This is a genomic window from Phocaeicola acetigenes (genome assembly GCF_027529745.1).
GTDB lineage: Bacteria > Bacteroidota > Bacteroidia > Bacteroidales > Bacteroidaceae > Phocaeicola > Phocaeicola acetigenes.
The window spans coordinates 143,035-164,256 of sequence record NZ_JAPZVM010000004.1 but is presented as its reverse complement, the minus strand read 5'-3'; the positions used below and the strand labels follow the sequence as shown (position 1 = coordinate 164,256).

Sequence of the window (21,222 nt, the reverse complement as noted above, 5' to 3'; positions counted from 1 at the left end):
GGAAGAGTGGGAGAGAGAAGGGGGAAGGGGGATGTAAAAATGGCATCTTTCAGAGAATGAAAGATGCCATTTCACTTTTTATAAGACGTTATTAAGGAGATTGTCAGTTTACATAGGCTGTTGAGAAGTGTTGCTTTCTTTCCAGCCTCCGCCTAAAGCTTTATACAAGTTGATCATGGTAATCTGCTTGTCGCGGATGGCATTGCTTAGACTGATCTGTGCGTCCAGATATCCACGCTGTGCGTCCAGCAAGTCCATATATCCGATTACTCCGTTGATATACTGCAACTGAGCCAGGTCGAGGGCACTTTTTGAAGCCTGTTCCAGACGCAGACGGGTTTCGTATACTTCTTTTATCTTGTTGAACTCAACGATTGCATTGTAGGCGTCTTTAAATGCATTGAGCACTGCTTTTTCGTAGGCATAGGCTGCCTGTTCGCAGGCTGCTTTCTTGGCTTTCAGCATGGCCCGGTTCTTTCCCATGGCGAAGATGGGCTGCAGAATATTTACCGAAAGCAGGTGATAAGGCGACTTCAGCAAGTCTTTCAGCTCTGCACTTTCAGCACCGTAAGAAGCTGTCAGCGAGATAGTCGGGAACAGGTTGGTAAAGGCTGCTCCTACAGAAGCATTGGCTGCAATCAGTGCCTGTTCTGCCTGGCGTACATCCGGTCTTCTTTCCAGTAAGGTAGAAGGAAGGCCTACCGGAAGGCTGTTGGTGAACATTACTTCTTCAGGAAGAATAGAGCGCTGGATGTGGTGAGGATAATCGCCGCTTAGGAAGGCAATTTCGTTTTCTTTCAATGCTATTTTCCGTTCCAAATCGGGAACCAGAGTGGCTGTACGGGCCAACTCTACCTGTGCCTGACGGAATGCAGTTTCCGAAGTCAGACCACCTTCGTATCTGATACGGGCCAGATGTAAACTTTCCCGACGTGCATCTACGGTCTTTCGTACAATTGAGAGCTCGTTGTCCAATGCCACCAGTTCGAAATAAGCCTGTGCCACCTGCGCGATGAGCGTCATTTTCAGTGCACGCTGGTTTTCGATGGAACCCATGAATTCGGCCAGACTTTTATCTCTGTTCCAACGCAGTTTGCCCCACAAGTCAAGTTCCCAAGTTGCCCCGATTTTCAGGTCGAACTCGTTGCTCGATTTGTAATGGTCTCCTCCATAGTTTTCACCTTCTTTTTCTCCATAAGCCTTAACTCCTACAGCCGGAAACATATTGGCATAGTCAATGCGTTTCATGGCAGCCAGTTCCTTTACCCGGGCTGCTGCAATCAGCATGTCTTTGTTGTAGGTAAGCGTTTTGCGGATGAGTGTCTGCAGAGTGGTATCTGTGTACATTTCCTCCCACGAGTAATCACCGAGCGATGTGGAGTCTACGCTGGTGCTGTCCAAGGTCTCCGGCAGGTTGAGTTTAGGGCGTGTGTAGTGCTTTCCCAACTGGCAGCTTCCCAGGAATAGGGTAGCTGTCAGTGTGCATAAAACCAGATATATATAGTTCGTTTTTTTCATGAGTCGTCCGAATTAGTTAGCTTTTTTTGCTTTCAGTTTGTTGGTAGCCTTGTAAATCATTACAAAGAAGAACGGAACCAATACGATACCAATGGTTACGGCTACAAGCATTCCGAAGAATACACCGGTACCGATTGCCTGACGGCTTGCCGAACCCGGACCGCTTGCAATAACCATCGGAATCATTCCGAGGATAAAGGCCAGTGAGGTCATCAGGATAGGGCGGAAACGCAACTGGGCTGCATGTAAGGCCGATTCGATGAGCCCTCTTCCTTTGTCTACTTCGTCTTTGGCAAATTCTACAATCAGGATGGCGTTCTTGGCAGCCAGACCAATCAACATGACCAGACCAATCTGGAAATAAGTATCATTCTCCAGTCCGCAGAGTGCTACACCGGCGTATGCTCCCAATACGGCTACCGGCAATGATATCAGTACGGCTACAGGCACGGTCCAACTTTCATACAGTGCTGCAAGGAACAGGAATACGAAGATAAATACCAGGGTAAGGATGATACCTGTCTGTCCTCCTGCTTTCTTTTCCTGATAAGAAAGACCACTCCATTCTACTCCGATGTTGTCGGGCAGTTTTTCTCGTGCAAGCTGTTCCAGTTTTTCCATTACCTGTCCGGAGCTGGCTCCGTTGGCTGCTGTACCCTGTATTACGGCAGAGTTGAACATGTTGAAGCGCTTGATGCTTCCCGGTCCGGTAGTATAGCTGGTTGTTCCCAAAGAAGTCAGCGGAATCATATCCCCGTCTCCTCCGCGTACAAAGTAGAGTCCGATGTTGTCTCTGTGTGCACGGTAAGGAGCTTCAGCCTGTATATAAACACGGTAAATACGGTTGAACATGTTGAAGTCGTTTACATAAACCGAACCGGTATAAGCTTTCATGGTAGAGAATACATCTGCCATCGGTACTCCGGTCAGTTTCACCTTATCGCGATCTACATCGAAATAAAGCTGAGGTATCTCTGCCTGCAGTGAAGACGAGAGTCCGGCTATTTCTTTCCATTGCGATGCGTAATACATCAGTGTATCTGTTGCTGCCACGAGGTCGTCGAAAGTAGCGTCTCCACGTGCTTCGAGCTGCATTTCAAAACCTCCCGATGTACCCAGTCCGGGGATTACCGGCGGGGTAGAAAGATAGACCTTACATTCGGGATACTCTTTGAACTCTTTGCGTACGCGGTCCATAATTTCGTCGATGGTGATTTTGTCCCGGTCTTCCCATTCCTTCAGGATGACTGTCAGCTGGCTTCTTGCCTGGTTGGTACCGACACGCGGACTGCTACCAGTCACATTCTGTACATAGGCTACACCCGGTTCCTTCATCAGAAAGTCGATGGCACGGTCGGTTACTTCGCGTGTTCTTTCCAGTGTACTGCTTTCCGGCAGTTCCAGCTCTACGGTAAAGTATCCCTGGTCCTCAATCGGCAAGAAACTGGTCGGAGTCAGTCTGTGGAATACAAATATCATAATGAGTACCATACCGAATCCTACGATTACACGGCGTGGGTGCTTGACAGTCTGGCTAATCCATTTTACGTAATGGTTGTTTCCGATGTTCAGCCAGTTGTTTATGGCACGGAACACCCGGTTCTTGGGTTTGTTGGGATCTTCCGGTTTCAGAATCAATGAACACATTACAGGACTCAGCGTCAAGGCTACTACCGTAGACAGAAGTACGGATACTACGATGGTCACGGTAAACTGTCTGTACAGCTGACCGGTAATACCCGACAGGAAGCTAACCGGCACAAACACCGCAGCCAGTACCAGTGAGGTAGCAATGACTGCTCCTACCAGGCCTTCCATGGCTTTCTTGGTCGCTTCGTACGGACTGAGTTTCTCCTCTTCCATGATTCGTTCCACATTTTCTACCACCACAATGGCGTCGTCCACCACAATACCGATGGCCAGTACCAGTCCTAAAAGCGTCAGCATATTCAGTGAGAACCCGAATATCAGCATGAATCCGAATGTACCAATCAAAGAAATCGGTACGGCTACTACCGGAATCAGAGTGGCCCGCCAGCTTTGCAGTGACAAGTATACCACAATGATAACCAGCACAAGTGCCTCGAACAAGGTCTTGTATACTTCGTGGATAGACTGGGAAATGTAATCAGTCATATCGAACGGAATGTTGTATTCCAGTCCTTCCGGAAAGTTCCGGCTGATATTCTCCATTTCCTTTTTCACATTTTCTGCGACTTCCATAGCGTTGGCTCCCGGAAGCATATAGATACCCAGTACGGCTGCATTTCCTCCGTTGATACCACTTTCGGTATTATACGATGCAGCTTCCAGCGAAATTCTTGCTACGTCTCTCAGGCGGATAAGCGATCCGTCCGGATTGGCTCTCAGTACAATTTCTTCAAATTGTCCGGCAGTAGACAGACGTCCCTGTGCGGTGATAGGAATGGTGATATCCAGTCCTGTGACAGGCTGCTGTCCCAATACACCGGCTGCCGATTCTCTGTTCTGGTCTTTCAGGGCATTCTGGACATCTTGTACGGTCAGTCCGAAATTGGCCAGTTTGGCCGGATCTACCCAGATTTGCATGGCATAGTAACGTCCACCCACGTTCGAGATTCTACCTACTCCCGGAATACGTCTCAACAGGTCGATTACGTTCAGTGTAGCAAAGTTACTAAGGTAGATTTCATCAAACTTCGGATCGTCCGAGGTCAGACAGATGGTCATCAACTGGCTTGGAGCCTGTTTTTCTACGCTGATACCATTCTGTATCACTTCTGCCGGAAGTCGGGACTCCGCCAGTTTGATACGGTTCTGTATTTCCACAGCCGCCAGATCCGGGTCGGCAGAAATATCAAATGTAACAGTTGCCGAGAAACCTCCGGAGTTGGAGCTGTTCGATTCCATGTAAATCATTCCCGGAGTACCGTTCAACTCCTGTTCGATAGGAGTAGCCACCGCTTGCGAAACGGTTACGGCACTGGCACCCGGATACGAAGCGCTGATTTTTACCACCGGAGGGGTAATCTGGGGATATTGGTCGATTGGAAGCATCATCAGACCGATGATACCCACAATGACAATTAATATGGAGACGACAGCCGAGAATACCGGTCTGTCGATGAAAAAGCTGACTTTCATGAATGTTTGTTTTTAAGGGTTCTTACTAAATCCGCTTTACTCTTGTGTTTCGGCTGCTGGTTTTCCAATTCGTACCTTCATGCCTGGAGTCAGTTTGTGGAATCCTTCGCTTACGATGATTTCTCCGGCCGACAGACCACGTTCTACCACTACATTGTTCTGGAATTCAGGTCCCAGTTCGATGAAGCGTCTTTCTACAGTCGAGTCTTTTCTCATTACAAAGATATGAGCGCCACCCTTTTCTATAATCAAAGCTTTCTGTGGAACAACCGTTGCATTTTTACGTACGTCGAGCAATACCTTTACTTTTGTAAACTGTCCGGGCAGCAACACGTGATCCGGGTTGGCCAGTTCGGCACGAACGGAGAATGTTCCTGTTTTCGGGTTTACCTGAGGTGCGGCGAAGTCCACCAGTCCTTTATATTTATATACGCTGTTGTCTGGCAAAGTAATGGTAACGGTAGGTTGCCATGAGCGGGTAGAGTCTTTTTGTCCCAGAGTGACGTTACGTTCTTTACCCTTAAGATAATCCAGTGCAGTCATACTGAAGTCTACTAAGATTGTATCACTTTTTACGATTGTTGCCAGAAGCGATTTACCGCTGCCACCCACCAGTGTACCCAAGTCGACATGACGTTCACTGATCTGACCTGAGATAGGAGAGCGTACAATGGTATATCCCAGTTCCTGTTCTGCCTGATCCAGGTCGGCTTGGCTCATGCCTACACTGGCTACCGCTGTTTCGTAAGCAGCCACTGCGTTGTCGAGGTCGAGCTGGCTGGCTGCATTCTGTTCATATAGCGGACGGATACGATCCAGGTCGCGTTTTGCCTTATGCGCCTGTGCTTCATCCTTTTTCAATTGTGCCCTTACCTTATCCGCTTTGGCACGGTACTGGTCCTGGTTGATGACAAACAGCACCTGATTCCGTTTTACATAAGTACCTTCCGCAAACAACATCTGTTCAAGGAACCCTTCTACACGGGCGCGTACTTCTACAAACTGCTGTGCTCTGATTCGTCCTACATATTCCCCATAAATTTCCACATCCTGCTGCTGTGTTGGTGTTACGCAAACTACCGGTGCTTCGGGTACAGGTTTCTTTTCGCGGGTCAGGAAAAGATACAACGCAATGATAATCAGAATACCTATCCCTGTGTAAATAGTTTGTTTCCTTTTAATCTTTAAGTCCTTCTTTGTCAAAAAACGTCTCATAATCATTTAAGTTTTTGTTGTTTTAGATGCCACTATGTGGTTATGGGCAATATATATGCCAAAGATACAGATTTTATTTGAATGTTGAAAATCAATGTGGTAAATCTCTTCAATCTCCTTCTTCTGTAGAAGAGTGTAGATTGGTTTTGTAGAAAAAATCCTCAATTTGTGAATAATGGTGAGTCTGGAAGTTTAGTTCAATTTGTTTCTGTGTAATTATTTTTCAGTCAAGTTCTCTCCATAAATGTTTCAATGCGGTAATGGGATGGTAAATCATCATGCGTGGCCCGGCATATCTCATTACCTCGCAGATACGTTCCTTCATTTTCGGGCTGTAGCAGTGGATTTTACACAAACGGCAGGTTTTCTTTTCTTCTCCAAAAGGACATTTCGATAGACGTGCCAGCGCATATTCCAGCAGCTCACTGCACGCTGCACAGAGTTCTTTGTTTCCTTCCTTGTGCCGGCAGTAGAAATGTATCATCTGCCTTACCGTCTGTTTCTCTTGTTCTATTCTCGATACTTTCTTCATCGTTTTTTTAACTTCGGGGTGCAAAGGTACTGATTTTAAAGATATTTTTCTTAACTTTGCACCCCGAAAAAATCTTTATAACAAAATGATATTAGAGGAACATTTAGAGACAACTGTAAAGGCTCACGATCAGCTGTTGCATCGTAGAGTGGATCTATTGTTGCGTACGGGAAAACTTTTGGTGGAAAGTTTGGCCGATACCAACCGTATAGTCAGAAACATGAAGCGTACAGCCGCTTATTTGGGTATCCCTGAAGAGAAGCTCCATATCAATGTCAGTTACACCATGCTGATGGTAAACGTAAGCGATGGCGATTATTCGTTTACCAAATTCCAGCGTATTGAAACTCATGGGGTGAATATGACTGCTATTTCCGAAGTCAGCAAACTTTCATGGCGTGCCATTGAGGAAGATTATTCACTCGACCGTTACGAAGAAGAATTGGAGAAAATCCGTACCAAGAAGCGTAATTATACTCCCTGGCAGGTAGCCATCGGTGCCGGTTTTGCCTGCGGTGGATTCTGTATTCAGTTCGGTTGCGACTGGATGGCTTTCCTTTATGCTTCCATTGCAGCCATTATCGGTATGCGTGTGCGTGCCAAATGCAACGAGTCCGGTTTGAATCATTATATGGGTATTGCGATTGCTGCCTTTGTATCTACTATTCTGGCGTGGGCATCTACATTGCTTCCGGCAGAGTGGACCACTACTCCGTGGCACCCGCTGTTGGCTTGTGCCCTGTTCATCGTACCGGGTGTTCCTTTGATTAACTTTGTCGACGATATGCTCGACAATTATATACAGGTAGGTATTGTACGAGCTGTCAATACCCTTCTGATGGTAGCGGCGATGGCATTCGGTATTGCCTTTGCAGTGAAACTGTGTCACATTGCCGACTTCTTCCCGACTATCAGTATGGTGCCTCACCATGCTTATTGGGAATATGCCATTGCAGCTGCAATCTCGGCAATGGGCTTCTCGATGATTTTCAACATCCAGCGCCGTTTGTTGTGGGTAGTAGCAATTGGTGGTATCATTGCGGTATGTACCCGTAACTTTGTCAATCTGGGTGCCAGCACAGACAATATCGGTTTGGATATGGGTCTGGTTATCGGTTCTTTCTCAGGTTCGGTACTGGTGAGCCTTATTGCCGTGAAAGCCGTACACTGGTTCCATGTACCTAACCACGTACTTACCATCCCTTCGGTTATCCCGATGATTCCGGGAGTATTGATGTACCGTATGCTGTTTGGTATCATCAATATCAATGTACAGTCTATCGATCAGGTAACTCCACTGATGAAAGCCATCGAGAGCGGTGTCAATTCCGGTCTCGTCATTATGGTCATTGCCTTGGGAGTAGCCATTCCGAATATCTTCGGTCGTAAGTACATTGCTTCTTCCAAAAACAAACGTCTGGCAGAACTGCTCAAAGAACGTAAGGCAAGAGGTAAGTTTATAGAATGGTAAACGCATTTTATTGTATATAAATGAAAATACGGAGGTTTATATGAACATTTCATGTAAATCTCCGTTTTTCTTTCAGTGGCTTTTTTTTGAGGGCTGATGTCCTTTTATGTATAACAATTTAAAACAGATAGTTAGTTATGATTCGATTGAACGTATTTATTCAGGTAGAAAAACAGAATCGCGAAGCTGTAGTAGCTTTGGCCAAAGAATTGGTTGTTGCATCTTTGCAGGATAATGGTTGTGTAGCATACGACTTGTTTGAAAGTGCTACCCGCGCAGATGTGTTGATGATTTGCGAAACATGGAAAGATGCCGCTTCTTTATCTGCACACGAACAGGCAACTCATTTTACCACATTGGTTCCAAAGATACAGGAGCTTGCAGCCATGAAACTCGAAAAGTTTGAATTCTGATTTTATCTATTGATACAAAAAACGCGACTTGTATCGGAGGCTTGCGATACTTGTATCGTTGCTTATCGATACAAGTCGCGTTGCCCGTTGATACAAGTCGCGTTTTTTATTGATTTTGCGGATATGAGGGAATTATTTCTTTTCCAGTTGCATCAGAATCTGTCCCATCATCATGATGTTTGCCGCTTTTAACTCTGGAAGACTGCTACGTATATAGCTGATTACATCCGGAATCAGTTCCGGAGAGTTCGGATAAAGGCGGGTTACATTGAGCAGAATCAGTTCGAAATCTTTTTCAGCCATTTCTTTCTTTTTACTCTTTACCAGTTCGAAGTGTGCTCTCATGTCCCCTTTGGCGTAACATTCCACAATGTCGAACAACGGCTGGAAAGGATATTCTTTGTCCAGTTTCAGCGACAGGATGGTGTTTTTTACTTCCTGATACGCTTCCTGGTTATACTGTTTGCTCGCAAAGTAATGTCCGGAAAGATAAGAAAGCAGTTCCGAATAATACAGCTTCTGCAACACCTTCAGAGCCTCCTGTCTGGTTTCTCCTTTACATTCATTCACGTGTGCAAGCAAATATTCAGCCTTTTCATCCCGTACGTTAGTGGTGTAAAGTGTATACAGGAAGAAGTTTTCCTTAGCCAGTTTCTGCTTGTCGGTCAGCGATGCGAAATAGCCGTTTATGACTTCGAAGCCCTCTTTCATTTTCTTTTTCTCCAGAAGCGACATGGCATACGCATTAATCAGTTCCGGTGTTCTTTCTCCCTTGTCGTATCTTTCTTTCATACGTTCCGGTGTCAGTTCCGGGTTCAGCTCCTTTTTCACTTTCTCGATAAAGGCTTCTCCCGATGCAGCTCCGGTAATGGTTGCTTTTACCTGCTCTTTATCATCTATTACCAGAAAAGTAGGGTAGACCTTTACGCTGTAACGTTTTGCCAATTCCTTTCCTTCTTTTTCTGCGTTCAGCTTAATGCATACAAACTGCTCGTTGAAGAAATCTCCGACTTTCTTTTGTGGGAAAACCTCCTGAGCCATTTTTCTGCATGGACCGCACCAGTCTGTATAAAAGTCGACAAACAAAAGTCTTTTTTCTGCTTTAGCCTGTTTTACGGCTTCTTCAAAACTTATGTGTCTGAAGTTGGTTTGTGCCATAAGAGGCACAAATCCAACCATTCCCAATGCAAGGGCTATTATTGTTTTTTTCATGAATCAATAAAATAATGATGTTTTTACTTATCGTGTACTGTTTCTGTATTCCACCTTCTTTACTTTAAGTGGAGTATTGTATACAAACTCTTTGTCGAGCGCTCTACCTGTCATGATAGGAGTGATTTCCAGTGTCTGTCCCAATTCATACTTATAGATGGTACCTCTCTTATCTTCTTCTGCACTTGCATCGTAGGTACAAATTACGATATCAAGCTGTCCTCTTGAACGCCAGTCGAATGCAGCATAAGTGATTTCTCCGTCATAAGTTTTCACGACATCTGCTTTCTTCGTTTCATAGTTGTATTTATAGAAAGTCCGGTCGGTAGCATAAATCATGATAGGATATTCCGGAGAGAATGATATGAACTTCGCCTTGTCCAGTTCGGGTGCCTCTGTGGTAGTCAGTGAGTATCCTCCTACCTTTGTCGGGTTCACCGGATCTCTAACCAGCATTTTGTAGATATAGAAGTCGGTATTGTTTTCTGTACTCTTCATCAGTGCATAGCTGTTGGCCCAGTTGTTCTCTCCGTATACAATAGTACGTTTGTCCTGATTCCATGGGAATGCTCCACCCTGATCGACCAGCTTCTTACAGTTCTTTTCGGTAAAGATACTGCTGTAAGAACTACCGGTTTTTTCTACTGTTACGAAGCAGTTTGCATCCATATCATACAGTACGATTGCTTTTAATGAAGTGTTGGTTGACGATCCGTCCCAGTAGTAGAATGCCTTCGGATAAGGCTTGAACAGTTTGGTGCTCGACAGTGAGTATCGGTTTACAGGGCTGGCAAACACTTCGCCCAGCATGATGGAAGCGATAAATACACCGTCTTCTGTGATAAAACCTCTGTCCGAATATTTGGCTGCATAGCCATATACATACTGTTGCGGGAACTGTTCCAATACTTTTACAGGGTGCTGTATCAAACCGGAAGGGAAGGTATACGATTCGTTATAATTCTTGTCTATATCGAAGATGGTCTTATCCTGAATAGAGTTTTCCAGTTTATAGGAACCCGATTCTGTGACAGCCCACAAGTTGATGATAGCACTTGAAGCGTAAGTATATCCGGTGTACATCAGATCTTCGGCTCCCTTCAGCTGTGCCGAATTGGTAAAGATATTATGGATGACTGCAGTATCGCCTTCACTGTCCGGCATACTGAGGAAATCCATGGCTACATTACCGTTTGCATCGTCGCCAAACAGATAAAATCCGGTGGTGAGCGAAGTGGTTACGGTCAGTGAAGATTCAGAAGCTACCCATTCAATTCCTGTCGATGCATCGGTAATTTCCAGATACAGCTTGTAGGTTCCCGGATTGGCTACCACTACAGTTTTCAGGTTCTTTTCATTACCTAATACTGTATGTGTATGATCGTTGTTGATAATGGTACTTTGACAGATATACCAGGTATATTTATACTGGCTTTCATCTTCTCCCAGTACACTTCCCTTGATTGTCGGATTAATCTCCAACTCTGTGATACCGGCCAACACAGAGTATTCTGTTTCTACTCCTTCTACAGTTAGCTCATTTACAGGCAAGCGATCGTATGAACCTTTGTCGTCTACACAGGCATTCAGGCTCAACCCTCCTGCAAGTATTGTCAAATAGATATATTTAAATTTCATAAATGTCAGATATTAGGTTAATTATTCACCTTTATAATAATCATCCGGAGTATCAAACTCTTTCCATGCATTCGGATCGATGGTGTTTACGTAGCTGCACCACATCATGGTATTATCCTCGTCCAAGATTGCATGTTCCCGTCCTTTTTTGGCTTCTTCCAGCAAATAGTTGGCAAAAGTTTCACTGATGGCGTTGGCACGAGCCATCGGCATGGTAGGATTGGTTCCGATACGTGAAGCATAATCTTCTACAGTCGTATTGGTTACTTCCATCATCAGCAGCCATTTGGTTCTTGAGTATTTACCGAACGGTCCACCGCCGCTACCGGTAAAGTCTCCCCACCATCCTTCCGGTTTTGCCATCACGTCGCATGCCACAATTTTGTGAACGGTTGCATCGGGGTTATATCCATAGCGTTTTTCCGGAGCATCGAATACCGGATTATCCTCGTAGTTGGTAAACGGACAAGTGAAGTATTCGTTCGGAATCAGTCTGAGCTGCAATGCAACTGTATCGTTCTGCATTCTTTCAGTACGGTTGATGGTTACATCGATGTAAGCAAACTGTTCTCCTGCCTTTATCACGTAATCTTTTGCAAATTCTACATAATCTTCACCTGCTATTGCGTTGGTACTATCCTTGCCGATGATGATAGAGAACGGTCTGTCATAATCCTTGGCAGTTCCGCTTGTTCTCACTCTCAGTTGCACAGTATACGACTCTTCTGTCATATTTCCAAATTCCACCGGAGTATACGACTGATGTCCCCATTGTGTTTCCGGGTCTCTTTCTGCCGATCCCCAGCGAACGTCAAAATACAGTCCATCCACTCCCTCATAACTCATGATTTCCTTTTCACAGGACGAAAGTCCCATCATAGCCATCAGGGCATATGTGCAATATTTTATTTTTTTCATACTCATCAATTATTATCAAGTGTTTGTTATTGTCTGTTATCTGTTTCTACTTTCGGCAATGGTACCACATACGATGACGGCAACATCTTATAAGTACCGTTTGCTTCTGTACCCGACGGGAAGTCCGTCATAGCATTTCTCTTGTAGAAATAGAACAACTGTCCTTCTCCGATGACTTCACGTGCAAATTCTTCGGTGATAAGACGCATTTTGTTTTCTTCTGTCACATCTTCGTCCTGTGTCAGGTTTCTGTTCCATCTTATCTGATGCAGACAGTCTGCCACTTCCTCCAAGTCGTTGCTGCATTCGGCTACTGTCAGATAGATTTCGCTTATTCTCATCAGTGGAATCATGTATCTGAAGTGTGAATCAGTGCTCACTTTTTCATATTTCAGGAAGTAGGTGATACCGGTACTTTCGGTAGCAGCACCTTCGTCATCGTCGTCGCCGGTAATTACCACTTCTTCCCACATCTTTCGTCTGTAGTCGCTTGAACTGTTTTTACCGTAGAACGATTCCAGTTTTGAGTTTTCTCCCGAAAGACCACCTACGAAAGTCAGTGCATTACCTTCCAGGCTTTGTCCGTAAAGAGCGTCGTACAGATTATCGCGGCTGGTATTGTACAGTGCGAACATTACTTCGGTAGAGAAGAGTCTGTCCGGAGCACTTACAGAAGTGGCTGCACTTTTGGTAACCCATGGGAATGTTTCTTTTTCTGTTACTTCTTTAAGCAATGTTGTTGCACAATTGTAGGCTTCTGTCTTGTTGCCCATCCACATATACAGACGAGTGAGTAATCCTTGTACCGCATAGTAGTTCAGTCTGTACTGTCTGTATCTCAAATCATTCGATTCATTAGGTATTTCCGAATCCGAAGCCATTGTTCCTTCTTCTCTGATAGGGTCTTCATTCAGCAGCTTTTCTGCTTCTTTCAGGTCTTTCAATACCTTTTCGCATACTTCCTTGGCCGAAGATATAGCCACCATATCCTTGTTGTTCGGGATATCCAGATAAGGGATTGCCGGAGTCGATTCTGTCTGTGATGAATAGATCGGTCCGTAGAATCTCAGCAAATCGAAGTGGAGCATGGCTCTCATAGCCAGTGCTTCTCCTTTTACGAAAGGATAATATCTCGGCGAGATGGCACTACCTTCTCTGTCGCAGTGATCAATCAGGACGTTCAGGTTGGCGATTATCTGATACAGTCTGGTCCATATGCTACCAGATGTACTTTCAAATGTAGCGTCAGTATAGCTGTAGCTTGCATATACTTTATACGGATGAGTACCGTTGGCCGGTACATTGTAATATTGAGCCATTACATCAAGCGGCCCCATCGACCAGATGCTTCCATACACCTCATTTAAGCTGCTGTAAGCTCCGTTGAGTACAGTCAGGAATCCTTCGTTTTCTTGATATAATGCATCTTCCATAATACCATCTTCCATATCAACTTTCAACCATTCGGCGCAAGAAGAAGTGGCGATTCCCATGCAACAAACAAGCATGAATCTGGTCAGATATTTTTTTATTTTCATAATGTAATAATTTTAGCAGTTTTAGAAGCGGATACCAATTGAAGCTGAAATTTTTCTTGAGAACGGATAATCTATACCTCTTTCTTCCTTGATTGTAGAAAGACGGAACAGGTTATTACCATACAAACGGATGTTGAATGCCGAAGCTCCGATTGTTTTCAGCCATTTTACGTCAGTACATTCGTAACCTACCGACAAAGACGACAGTTCCAGTGTGTTGTCATCTGCGATAAATCGTGAAGACATATTTGTCTGGCTTGTATCGTCGATACGTTTAAACTTCGCGATATCTCCCGGTTTCTGCCAGCGGTCGTACAGTGCACGTTTGTCCTGGTTGTATTTCACTTCTACATCGCTGATGTTTTCTACTTTGTTGAATAGGGTAGAGAGGAAAGCCTGTCCGCCATAACGGTAAGTAAAGGTTGCGTTTATTGAGAATCCCTTCCAATACAGATAAGTACCGAAAGAACCTTCTATGTCGGGAGTCGTATCTCCGCAAATTACTTCATCGGCCGAATCCCATTTAAAGGTGTACGAACCGTCTTTCTTGATAAAGATTTCGTTACCGGTCATCGGATCGATACCTGCCGAGCGCACTGCATACATTGCTGTACTGCTGGCTCCATCGTAGTATCGTATCAGAGTCTGGTTGGTTCTACCTTGTTCATTGTATTTTTCCAGCAAATCACCAATGTTGTAATAAGTAGTCTTGATGTGTCTCAAGTTTGCATTGATGGTCCAGTTCAGGTCGTTGCTTCTCATCAGGATGTAGCTTGTTGTAAAGGTTACACCACGGTTCTTCATTGCACCTACGTTCATAGGCACTTTCGAAATACCTGATGAAGGCGGGAAGTCGATGTTCAGCAACAGCGGGTCGGTTTTCTTGATAAAGAAGTCTGTACTCAGTTTAAATCTGTTGTCGAACATTTCCACGTCGATACCAAAGTTCTGTTCGTTGGTACGCTGCCATTGCAATCCGCTGTTACCCCAAGTACTGATTAACGCAGCCAGTCCGAACATATTCGGATAGCTTGTATAATAAGTATAGATACTGTTCGCCATTTTAGCGTTCAGGTTGGCATTACCCGGGTTACCCAATGAGTAGCGCAGTTTCAGGTAATTCAGAATATCGTTCGGTTTGAAGAATGCTTCGTTGTGGATGTTCCATCCCAAACCGAATGACCAGGTAGTAGAGAACGGATTATTTACACCATATACAGACGAACCGTCGGTACGGAGGTTAAGGTCTACCAGGTATCTCAGCTTATATCCATAGTTGAAGTTGGCATAATAGCTGGCATGTCTTGTTTTCGAAATGGTTGAATACGGCTTACCACCATCCGGATATCCGTTTGAGAAGTTCGGATTCGAGAACAAGTCGCTGGAATAACCTATTGCAGAGAACTGCGACAAGTCTGTATTGCTTTCGCTGATCTGCATACCTCCGATTGCGTTGATGGTATGATCTCCGAAAGTCTTACCATACGATACATCCAAGCTACCGTCGTATGAAGAAGATTTTGTATTTGATTCCGAGTAACTTCCTCGTTTCAGCTGATCTGTAGTCAGGTATGTACTCATTTTCGGTGACTGGAACTTTTCTGCGGTACTCCGTCCTACAGTAAGTCCGAATTTACCTCTGATTCTCAATTCAGTCAGCGGTCTGTATTCAATCTGGAAGTTATTTGTAAATGCCAGCTGGTTGGTCTTGTCGAAACTCTTCTGCTGCAAGTCCCACAACGGGTTAGTAATATACTGTGTACCACTTGGAGTCTTAATTGTTTCGATGACCTGTTCTACTTCTCCATATTCATTGTATTTATCGTAGAACGGGTTTGTTTTGGCAAAGCTGCTGAACGATACCATCGGATTTTCTATACCCGTATTGGTAATATTGGTTTGGTTGGAGAACGCAAACTTATCAATTCGGTAGGTCAACTGTACGTTACCGTTCAAAATGTCACGGCTTGAGTTTTTCATTACGCCCTGTGTATTGGTATAAGTCATACCGATACCATATCGGAACGCCGCGTCACCACCTTCTGCAAAGATGTTATGACTCTGTGTGAAACCTGTACGCAGCGGCTCATTCAGCCAGTACGAATCCAGTCCCTGTTTACTTCTCAGCAAACGTTGGTTATACAGTGTGCGATAATATTCATCAATAATTTGTCCGTCTTCACCCAGATCACCATAATATCCTGCCAGTTTTTCATATTGCAGTTTTTCTTCAGAATTCATCAGGTTATAGTCTGTCAGATCAGCCCATTCTACACCAAAGTTACCGTTGTAGTTGAATCTCAATCTACCGGCTTCCGGTTTCTTGGTTTCTACTACTACTACACCATTGGCTGCCTTTGCACCATAGATTGCGGTAGACGATGCATCCTTCAAGATGGTGATGCTGGCAATACGGTCCATACTAAGGTCGGTGATAGTAGAAAGAGTTGTTTCAAATCCATCAAGGATAAACAGCGGCTGGTTCGGGTTGGTAGTATATTCAGTTTCCAATCCTACGATATTTGTACTACCTCCGATATTCAGATTCATTGTCGCATTCGGGTCAGAACCGGCAAGATTGTTTTCCAGAATAATAAACGACGGGTCCAGTGCCTTCAAGCTCTGCAATACATTCTGGTTGCCTATTATTTTCAAATCCTTTTCAGAATAAGTAGCCATAGAACCGGTAAAGCTTTCTACCTTTCTGGTATAGATACCGGTGATAACAGTTTCCTGCAGCGATACTACATCCGGTTCCAGACGTACCTTTATATTGTCTCTGTTTCCGGAAAGATTTATGGTCTGCGTTTTCATACCTACATAAGAGAAAATAAGGCTGCGTACATTTTCCGGAATAGCAATTGAGAATTTTCCATCCAGATCGGTTACAACACCTACTCCTTTGGCGTTTTTGAATGTTACATTTACGCCAGGAAGTGGCATATCTGTATCATCTACAACTACGCCCTGATAAGTAATTTTTCCCTCATTGTTTACATCTTTTGTCTTTTGGTAGTTGTGGTTTTCTGCCGCTAAACACATTTGTTGGTTGCATATTGGCGAAGCACCTATTGCTAGAATAAAATAACAAAGTTTAGCATTGCACCATCTGTTTTTAAGAGGGTGGCAGATTAATTTGTGATAGTGTTTTTTTCATACTTCCCATCAATTTGTTAGGATATTTATCTAATGCATCGCAAATATATGTGATTGTATATAATAAAACAACTTTATATAAAAGTTTTTATTTTTTAAAATATGCAATGTTGTTTAAATTACTTCTGCGTCTTTTAACACAAATAGTCTTTTTAATATTAAAAATGTGTTTATAGAGAAAAATGGAAAGCATAAAAACAAAGCAGGCCCACGGTACGAATACCGTGAGCCTACTATTTGTCAATATTAATTTGAGTTTTTTAGTTTGTTAGTTTTTGAGTTTTTTGAGTTGACAAGGTCTTGTCTGTTTTGAGTTTTTTAGTTTGTAACTTTTTAAGTTGGTTATGAATTTACAAACTCACAAACTTAAAAACTTACAAACTTATCGCCTTATATCTATACGCATACACCGCAATCACAACAAAGCATACCAGCGGAACGGAGAATCCCGTAGCCATGGAGCTGGTATCCGCGATGGCCCCCATCAGCACCGGAGCGATGGCCCCGCCCACAATCGACATGATGAGGAACGACGACGCCCTCTTGGTATTGCTTCCCGTCTTCCTCAGCGCCAGTGCAAAGATGGTGGGGAACATGATCGACTCGCACAGGAAACAGCACAGCAGTCCGTACCATCCTGCCCTTCCCGGCAGCAGAATCACGGCAGCCATACTTGCCACCGCTCCCACGGCACATGCCGTCAGCACCTTTTCCGCCCTTACCGAGCGCATCAGCCAGCTTCCTCCCATGCGTCCCGCCATGAAGAGTCCCATGCCCCCGAACGACAGCCATACCGACGCCTCGTGTGCCGAAATTCCCGCCGTTTCCGTGGCATAGTTGATAAAGAAACTGTTGATACCCGTTTGTGCCGCCACATACAGGAAGAGCGCCACCAGACCGAAGGTAAACGTACTTTCCTTCCACAGCCCTCTGCTGTCCGTGCTTTCCTCCTTCATTCTGGGGGCAGGAGTGTCCCCGATTTCCGGCAGCTTCACCCGTGCAAAGACCAGCGCCACCGCCAGCACGATACACCCGATGATGGCATACGGCGTACTCACGTCCCCGCCTCCCGCGAAGAGGAAGAATCCCCCCACGAGTGGTCCGCAGATCCACCCCAGTCCGTTGAACGACTGCGCCAGGTTCAGTCTCCGCTCGCTCCCTTCCGGGTCTCCGAGCACCGTCACATACGGGTTCGCCGCCGTTTCCAGGCAGGTCAGTCCGCACCCTATCACAAAGAGCGAGAACAGGAAGAACTCGAACGAGCCGATCTTTCCCCCCGGAATGAAGAGCAGCGCCCCCACGCCGTACAGCACGAGTCCCGTCAGTACCCCCGCGCGGTATCCGAAACGCCGGATGATGTTCCCCGCCGGCAGCGCCATGATGAAATATCCCCCGTACACCACGGCCTGAATCAGCGCCGAGCGTGTCCTTGTAATCTCCATCGTATCCTGGAAATGCTTGTTCAGCACATCCAGAATACTGTGTGCAAAGCCCCAGAGAAAGAAGAGGCTTGTAATCAGAATAAACGGAAGGAGGAAACTCCGTCCCTCCTTCGTTCTCACCAGACCGTTTCTTTCCATATCAGCTTCTGCTTATTTCAAGACCCTTTTCCGAGAGGCTCATCTCCACGAAACGCGCCCTGTCGTTCGGTCTGTTCTCATTCAAAATCCGCTGTATTCTCGCAGCCGCTTCCGGGTCCTTGGCCACCATGTACAGATAGCCTCCGCCCCCTGCTCCCGGCAGCTTGTAACCCAGACACAGGTCGTCCACCAGTTCCGTGAGCGCCTGCACTGCCGGCGGGTTCGTGCCCTCGTCCAGCAGCTGGTTCTGCTTCCAGGTCTTGCGCACCAGACGTCCCATTGCGGTAAAGTCATTTCTCAGGATCGCGTCATACATATCCACGGCATGCCCCTTCATCTCACCCAGCAGCTCCAGGTGCTTCGACGAGTTGAGGAACATTCCCCGTACAATCTCCGCCAGAATCCCCTTCGCCGTACGCGTGATACCCGTATAATACAGCAGATGACACTTGCGGTACTCGCTTCCCGTAAACAGATAGTCGGGCAGCCATCTCACCATCGGCTCCTGGTTCCATCCCGCCTTTGTCTGCAGCATCTTCACTCCCTGCAGCACGCCGCCGTACTGGTCCTGCCATCCTCCGCCTGTGGTAAGCAGCTGCTCCAGAATCAGCGTGCGGCTTCCAATCTCCTGCTTGTCCCAGTTCAGGCCGCAGAAATCGTTCACCGCTCCCAGCACCGTAGCCGCCAGAATCGAACTTGTACCCAGTCCCGATCCCGCCGGAATAGCCGAAAGCAGTGTCACCTCGATACCCGCACCGAAAGCCTTAAGCTGTTCCTCCAGCGAGGCATAACATTCCGTATTGAAATCCGGGTGGAATCCCGCCAGCACCAGCGCCGCCTTCGGTATGGAGAAAGGCGAGCCCACCTTATTGAACGCATGCAGCTCCTCGTACGAGGTCACCACCTCCATGGCCCCCAGGTCGATGGAGCGCAGAATCACCTTGTATTCCTTCGACGGCTTCACATACACCTGCAAAGGAGGCTGTCCGTTCAGCTCGATGGCAATGTTCACCACATTACCCCCCTCCATCAGACTGTAGGGCGGGGTATCCGTCCAACCCCCTGCCAGATCCACACGTACCGGGCTTCTTCCCCACACAATCTGGTCCTCATACACCGAAAGCTTCGGATGCTGGCGGAAGTCCACCGTACTCACCAGTCCGTTGCGCATCAGTGCAAACGCCTTTTCCTCCATCGCTTTCACTTCCTGCTCTCCGGCACCTGCCAGCTGCATTGTCCGTGCACGGAACATCGCATCACTGATACGTGTGAGCAGGGGAGTCGTCTCATCCAGTTCCGCCGGCAGTTCCAGTCCCAGACGGCTGTACTCTTCCGCCGCCTGCTGCAGGTCCAGCTGGTAGAACACACTCTTTCCATGGTTCTCCGCCAGCGTCTTCCAGTTCACCTTGCGGAACTCCTCACGCTGCGCGGTCAGTCTTCTCAGGTTGGCATACGCCGAGATTTCGTCCGCCGACATCTTTTCCGCCTTCAGCCATATATTCTTTCCCTCTTCCAGTTCCGGTTCCGCCGTCATCCATCGCAGCACCGTACCCAGATCCTCCACCGATTCGCACACCGGGAAGATTGCTGCCGCCTGCAGGTCCTGATTTCCTCTGATCTCCTCCGGCTTCATTCCGCGGGCCTTCAGCCATTCCGCCGCCGGTACACCCTGATACAGCGTACCCTCCTTGTCCAGCGCCCCCTTGAACGCATCGTTGAATCCGTACGGTCTTGCCACAAAACCCCGTTCACCCATCGGCACCACGTCGATGCAGACCCCTTCGGGCACCTCCATCTTCCATGCGTTGCAGGGCACACCGGTAATGATGTTGCGGCTGTTCAGTTTCCATTCCTTTCCCACGTGGCTGTTCTCGATCCACACCTCCGCATTCTCCGCAGTCAGCCTGCATTCCACCTTCGCGTTCTGCACGAAGATAGCCGGATGCGGTTTTACCTTATGATGCATGATGGCCCGCTGGTCCATCACACAGTTCTGCACGGCGAGGGTAGAGGAGATCATCTCCCGGCTCGTACCGTAGTGGTGGAATTCCCCGCCCGGCAGCGGCAGAATCGCCACCTTCAGCTGCGCCAGCTCCTCGTCGTGCAGGCGCGGATGCGCTCCCAGTGCCGGTCCGAAGTCCGAGTACATATCATAGAATCCAATCTTTCCGTCCTTTTCCGAACGCTTCACCATCAGTTCCACAGCCCGGTCGCTCAGCAGCCAGATACCGATGTCCATCAGGAAAAGATAATCCTTCATCAGTGCTCCCAGCTCCTCCACGCTCGGTTTCTGCAGCATGAAGTCCAGCCGGTCCGGTTCCTTTCTCGAGGAAACAAACACCCCGTGGTTCTTTGCCAGCTGCGGGTCCACCCACAGTCCGTAGCACACCACGTCCGCATCCGGAATCTCCTGCAGCGCTTCCGTCGCACGGATGTACACATCCCCGCTTGCCACCAGCGTATGCAGCCCTTCCGGAGCCTTTTCCATAATCCTTTCGTAAAGCGGCAGCTGCAGCGAGAGCAGGTTCTGTGTCAGTTTCTGCCCGCGTCCCCAGCGGAACACCGGAATCGGCGTAAGGATCTTACCCGAAGGCGCATAGGCAGGCAGACGCCGGCTCTGTCCTCCCGCATGCAGCAGGATACGCTTCTCCTTCGCCAGCCATCCGGCCAGATTCTCACTTGTATTCTCACTCTCCATGCACGCCCTGAGCAGCCAGGCCGTACCTCCTCCGGACCCCAGCTTGCTTCCTATCGGGTCCGACGTGCAGAACCACTCGTTGCGGTCTGCCTTTTCAATATCATGAAAGCACTCCACTAAGTTGGGAGGCAATGACAGTAGTTTCTTCATTGTAAGTTTTTTAGTTTTATTTTTCAGGTGACGAGGTATCAGGTGACGAGTTGACGAGGC

At 46.7% G+C, this 21,222-nt stretch carries 13 protein-coding genes; 2 read left to right on the top strand and 11 right to left on the bottom strand.

The window, feature by feature from the left end; genetic code table 11:
* Nucleotides 1-108 precede the first annotated feature (108 nt).
* The 4 genes from O6P32_RS07070 to O6P32_RS07055 form a co-directional block, all read right to left on the bottom strand.
* Nucleotides 109-1,518 carry an efflux transporter outer membrane subunit gene (locus tag O6P32_RS07070; RefSeq protein WP_269877675.1) on the bottom strand — a complete coding sequence of 470 codons (1,410 nt, stop codon included), beginning with the start codon at nt 1,516-1,518 and terminating at the stop codon, nt 109-111.
* Nucleotides 1,519-1,530: 12 nt separating this feature from the next.
* Nucleotides 1,531-4,641 (bottom strand): efflux RND transporter permease subunit, encoded by a 3,111-nt coding sequence (locus O6P32_RS07065; RefSeq protein ID WP_269877674.1) that lies wholly within the window; start codon nt 4,639-4,641, stop codon nt 1,531-1,533.
* 36 nt (nt 4,642-4,677) lie between these two features.
* Nucleotides 4,678-5,856 (bottom strand): efflux RND transporter periplasmic adaptor subunit, encoded by a 1,179-nt coding sequence (locus O6P32_RS07060; protein WP_178266722.1) that lies wholly within the window; start codon nt 5,854-5,856, stop codon nt 4,678-4,680.
* A 223-nt stretch (nt 5,857-6,079) separates the two neighbouring features.
* Nucleotides 6,080-6,388, bottom strand: coding sequence for a nitrous oxide-stimulated promoter family protein (locus O6P32_RS07055; RefSeq protein ID WP_178266723.1), 309 nt, complete (start codon nt 6,386-6,388; stop codon nt 6,080-6,082).
* A gap of 85 nt (nt 6,389-6,473) precedes the next feature.
* On the opposite strand from O6P32_RS07055, the gene O6P32_RS07050 reads away from it, so the two are divergent.
* Both O6P32_RS07050 and O6P32_RS07045 read left to right on the top strand, forming a co-directional pair.
* On the top strand, nt 6,474-7,859 hold the full coding sequence (locus tag O6P32_RS07050; protein ID WP_178266732.1) for a threonine/serine exporter family protein: 1,386 nt from the start codon (nt 6,474-6,476) through the stop codon (nt 7,857-7,859).
* A 137-nt stretch (nt 7,860-7,996) separates the two neighbouring features.
* On the top strand, nt 7,997-8,272 hold the full coding sequence (locus tag O6P32_RS07045) for a putative quinol monooxygenase (RefSeq protein WP_269877673.1): 276 nt from the start codon (nt 7,997-7,999) through the stop codon (nt 8,270-8,272).
* Nucleotides 8,273-8,404: 132 nt separating this feature from the next.
* On the opposite strand, the gene O6P32_RS07040 is transcribed toward O6P32_RS07045, so the two are convergent.
* The 7 genes from O6P32_RS07040 to O6P32_RS07010 form a co-directional block, all read right to left on the bottom strand.
* On the bottom strand, nt 8,405-9,484 hold the full coding sequence (locus O6P32_RS07040; protein WP_269877672.1) for a thioredoxin family protein: 1,080 nt from the start codon (nt 9,482-9,484) through the stop codon (nt 8,405-8,407).
* A gap of 27 nt (nt 9,485-9,511) precedes the next feature.
* Nucleotides 9,512-11,122 carry a PKD-like family lipoprotein gene (locus tag O6P32_RS07035; protein WP_269877671.1) on the bottom strand — a complete coding sequence of 537 codons (1,611 nt, stop codon included), beginning with the start codon at nt 11,120-11,122 and terminating at the stop codon, nt 9,512-9,514.
* 21 nt (nt 11,123-11,143) lie between these two features.
* Nucleotides 11,144-12,040, bottom strand: a complete 897-nt coding sequence (locus tag O6P32_RS07030; RefSeq protein ID WP_269877670.1) for a DUF4843 domain-containing protein — start codon at nt 12,038-12,040, stop codon at nt 11,144-11,146.
* A 26-nt stretch (nt 12,041-12,066) separates the two neighbouring features.
* Nucleotides 12,067-13,578 carry a RagB/SusD family nutrient uptake outer membrane protein gene (locus tag O6P32_RS07025; RefSeq protein ID WP_269877669.1) on the bottom strand — a complete coding sequence of 504 codons (1,512 nt, stop codon included), beginning with the start codon at nt 13,576-13,578 and terminating at the stop codon, nt 12,067-12,069.
* 21 nt (nt 13,579-13,599) lie between these two features.
* Nucleotides 13,600-16,620 carry a SusC/RagA family TonB-linked outer membrane protein gene (locus O6P32_RS07020; RefSeq protein WP_269877668.1) on the bottom strand — a complete coding sequence of 1,007 codons (3,021 nt, stop codon included), beginning with the start codon at nt 16,618-16,620 and terminating at the stop codon, nt 13,600-13,602.
* A gap of 488 nt (nt 16,621-17,108) precedes the next feature.
* Nucleotides 17,109-18,314, bottom strand: a complete 1,206-nt coding sequence (locus O6P32_RS07015) for a sugar MFS transporter (protein ID WP_269877667.1) — start codon at nt 18,312-18,314, stop codon at nt 17,109-17,111.
* A gap of 1 nt (nt 18,315) precedes the next feature.
* Nucleotides 18,316-21,189: a bifunctional fucokinase/fucose-1-phosphate guanylyltransferase gene (locus O6P32_RS07010; RefSeq protein WP_269877767.1), complete on the bottom strand. Its 2,874-nt coding sequence runs from the start codon at nt 21,187-21,189 to the stop codon at nt 18,316-18,318.
* Nucleotides 21,190-21,222 lie beyond the last annotated feature (33 nt).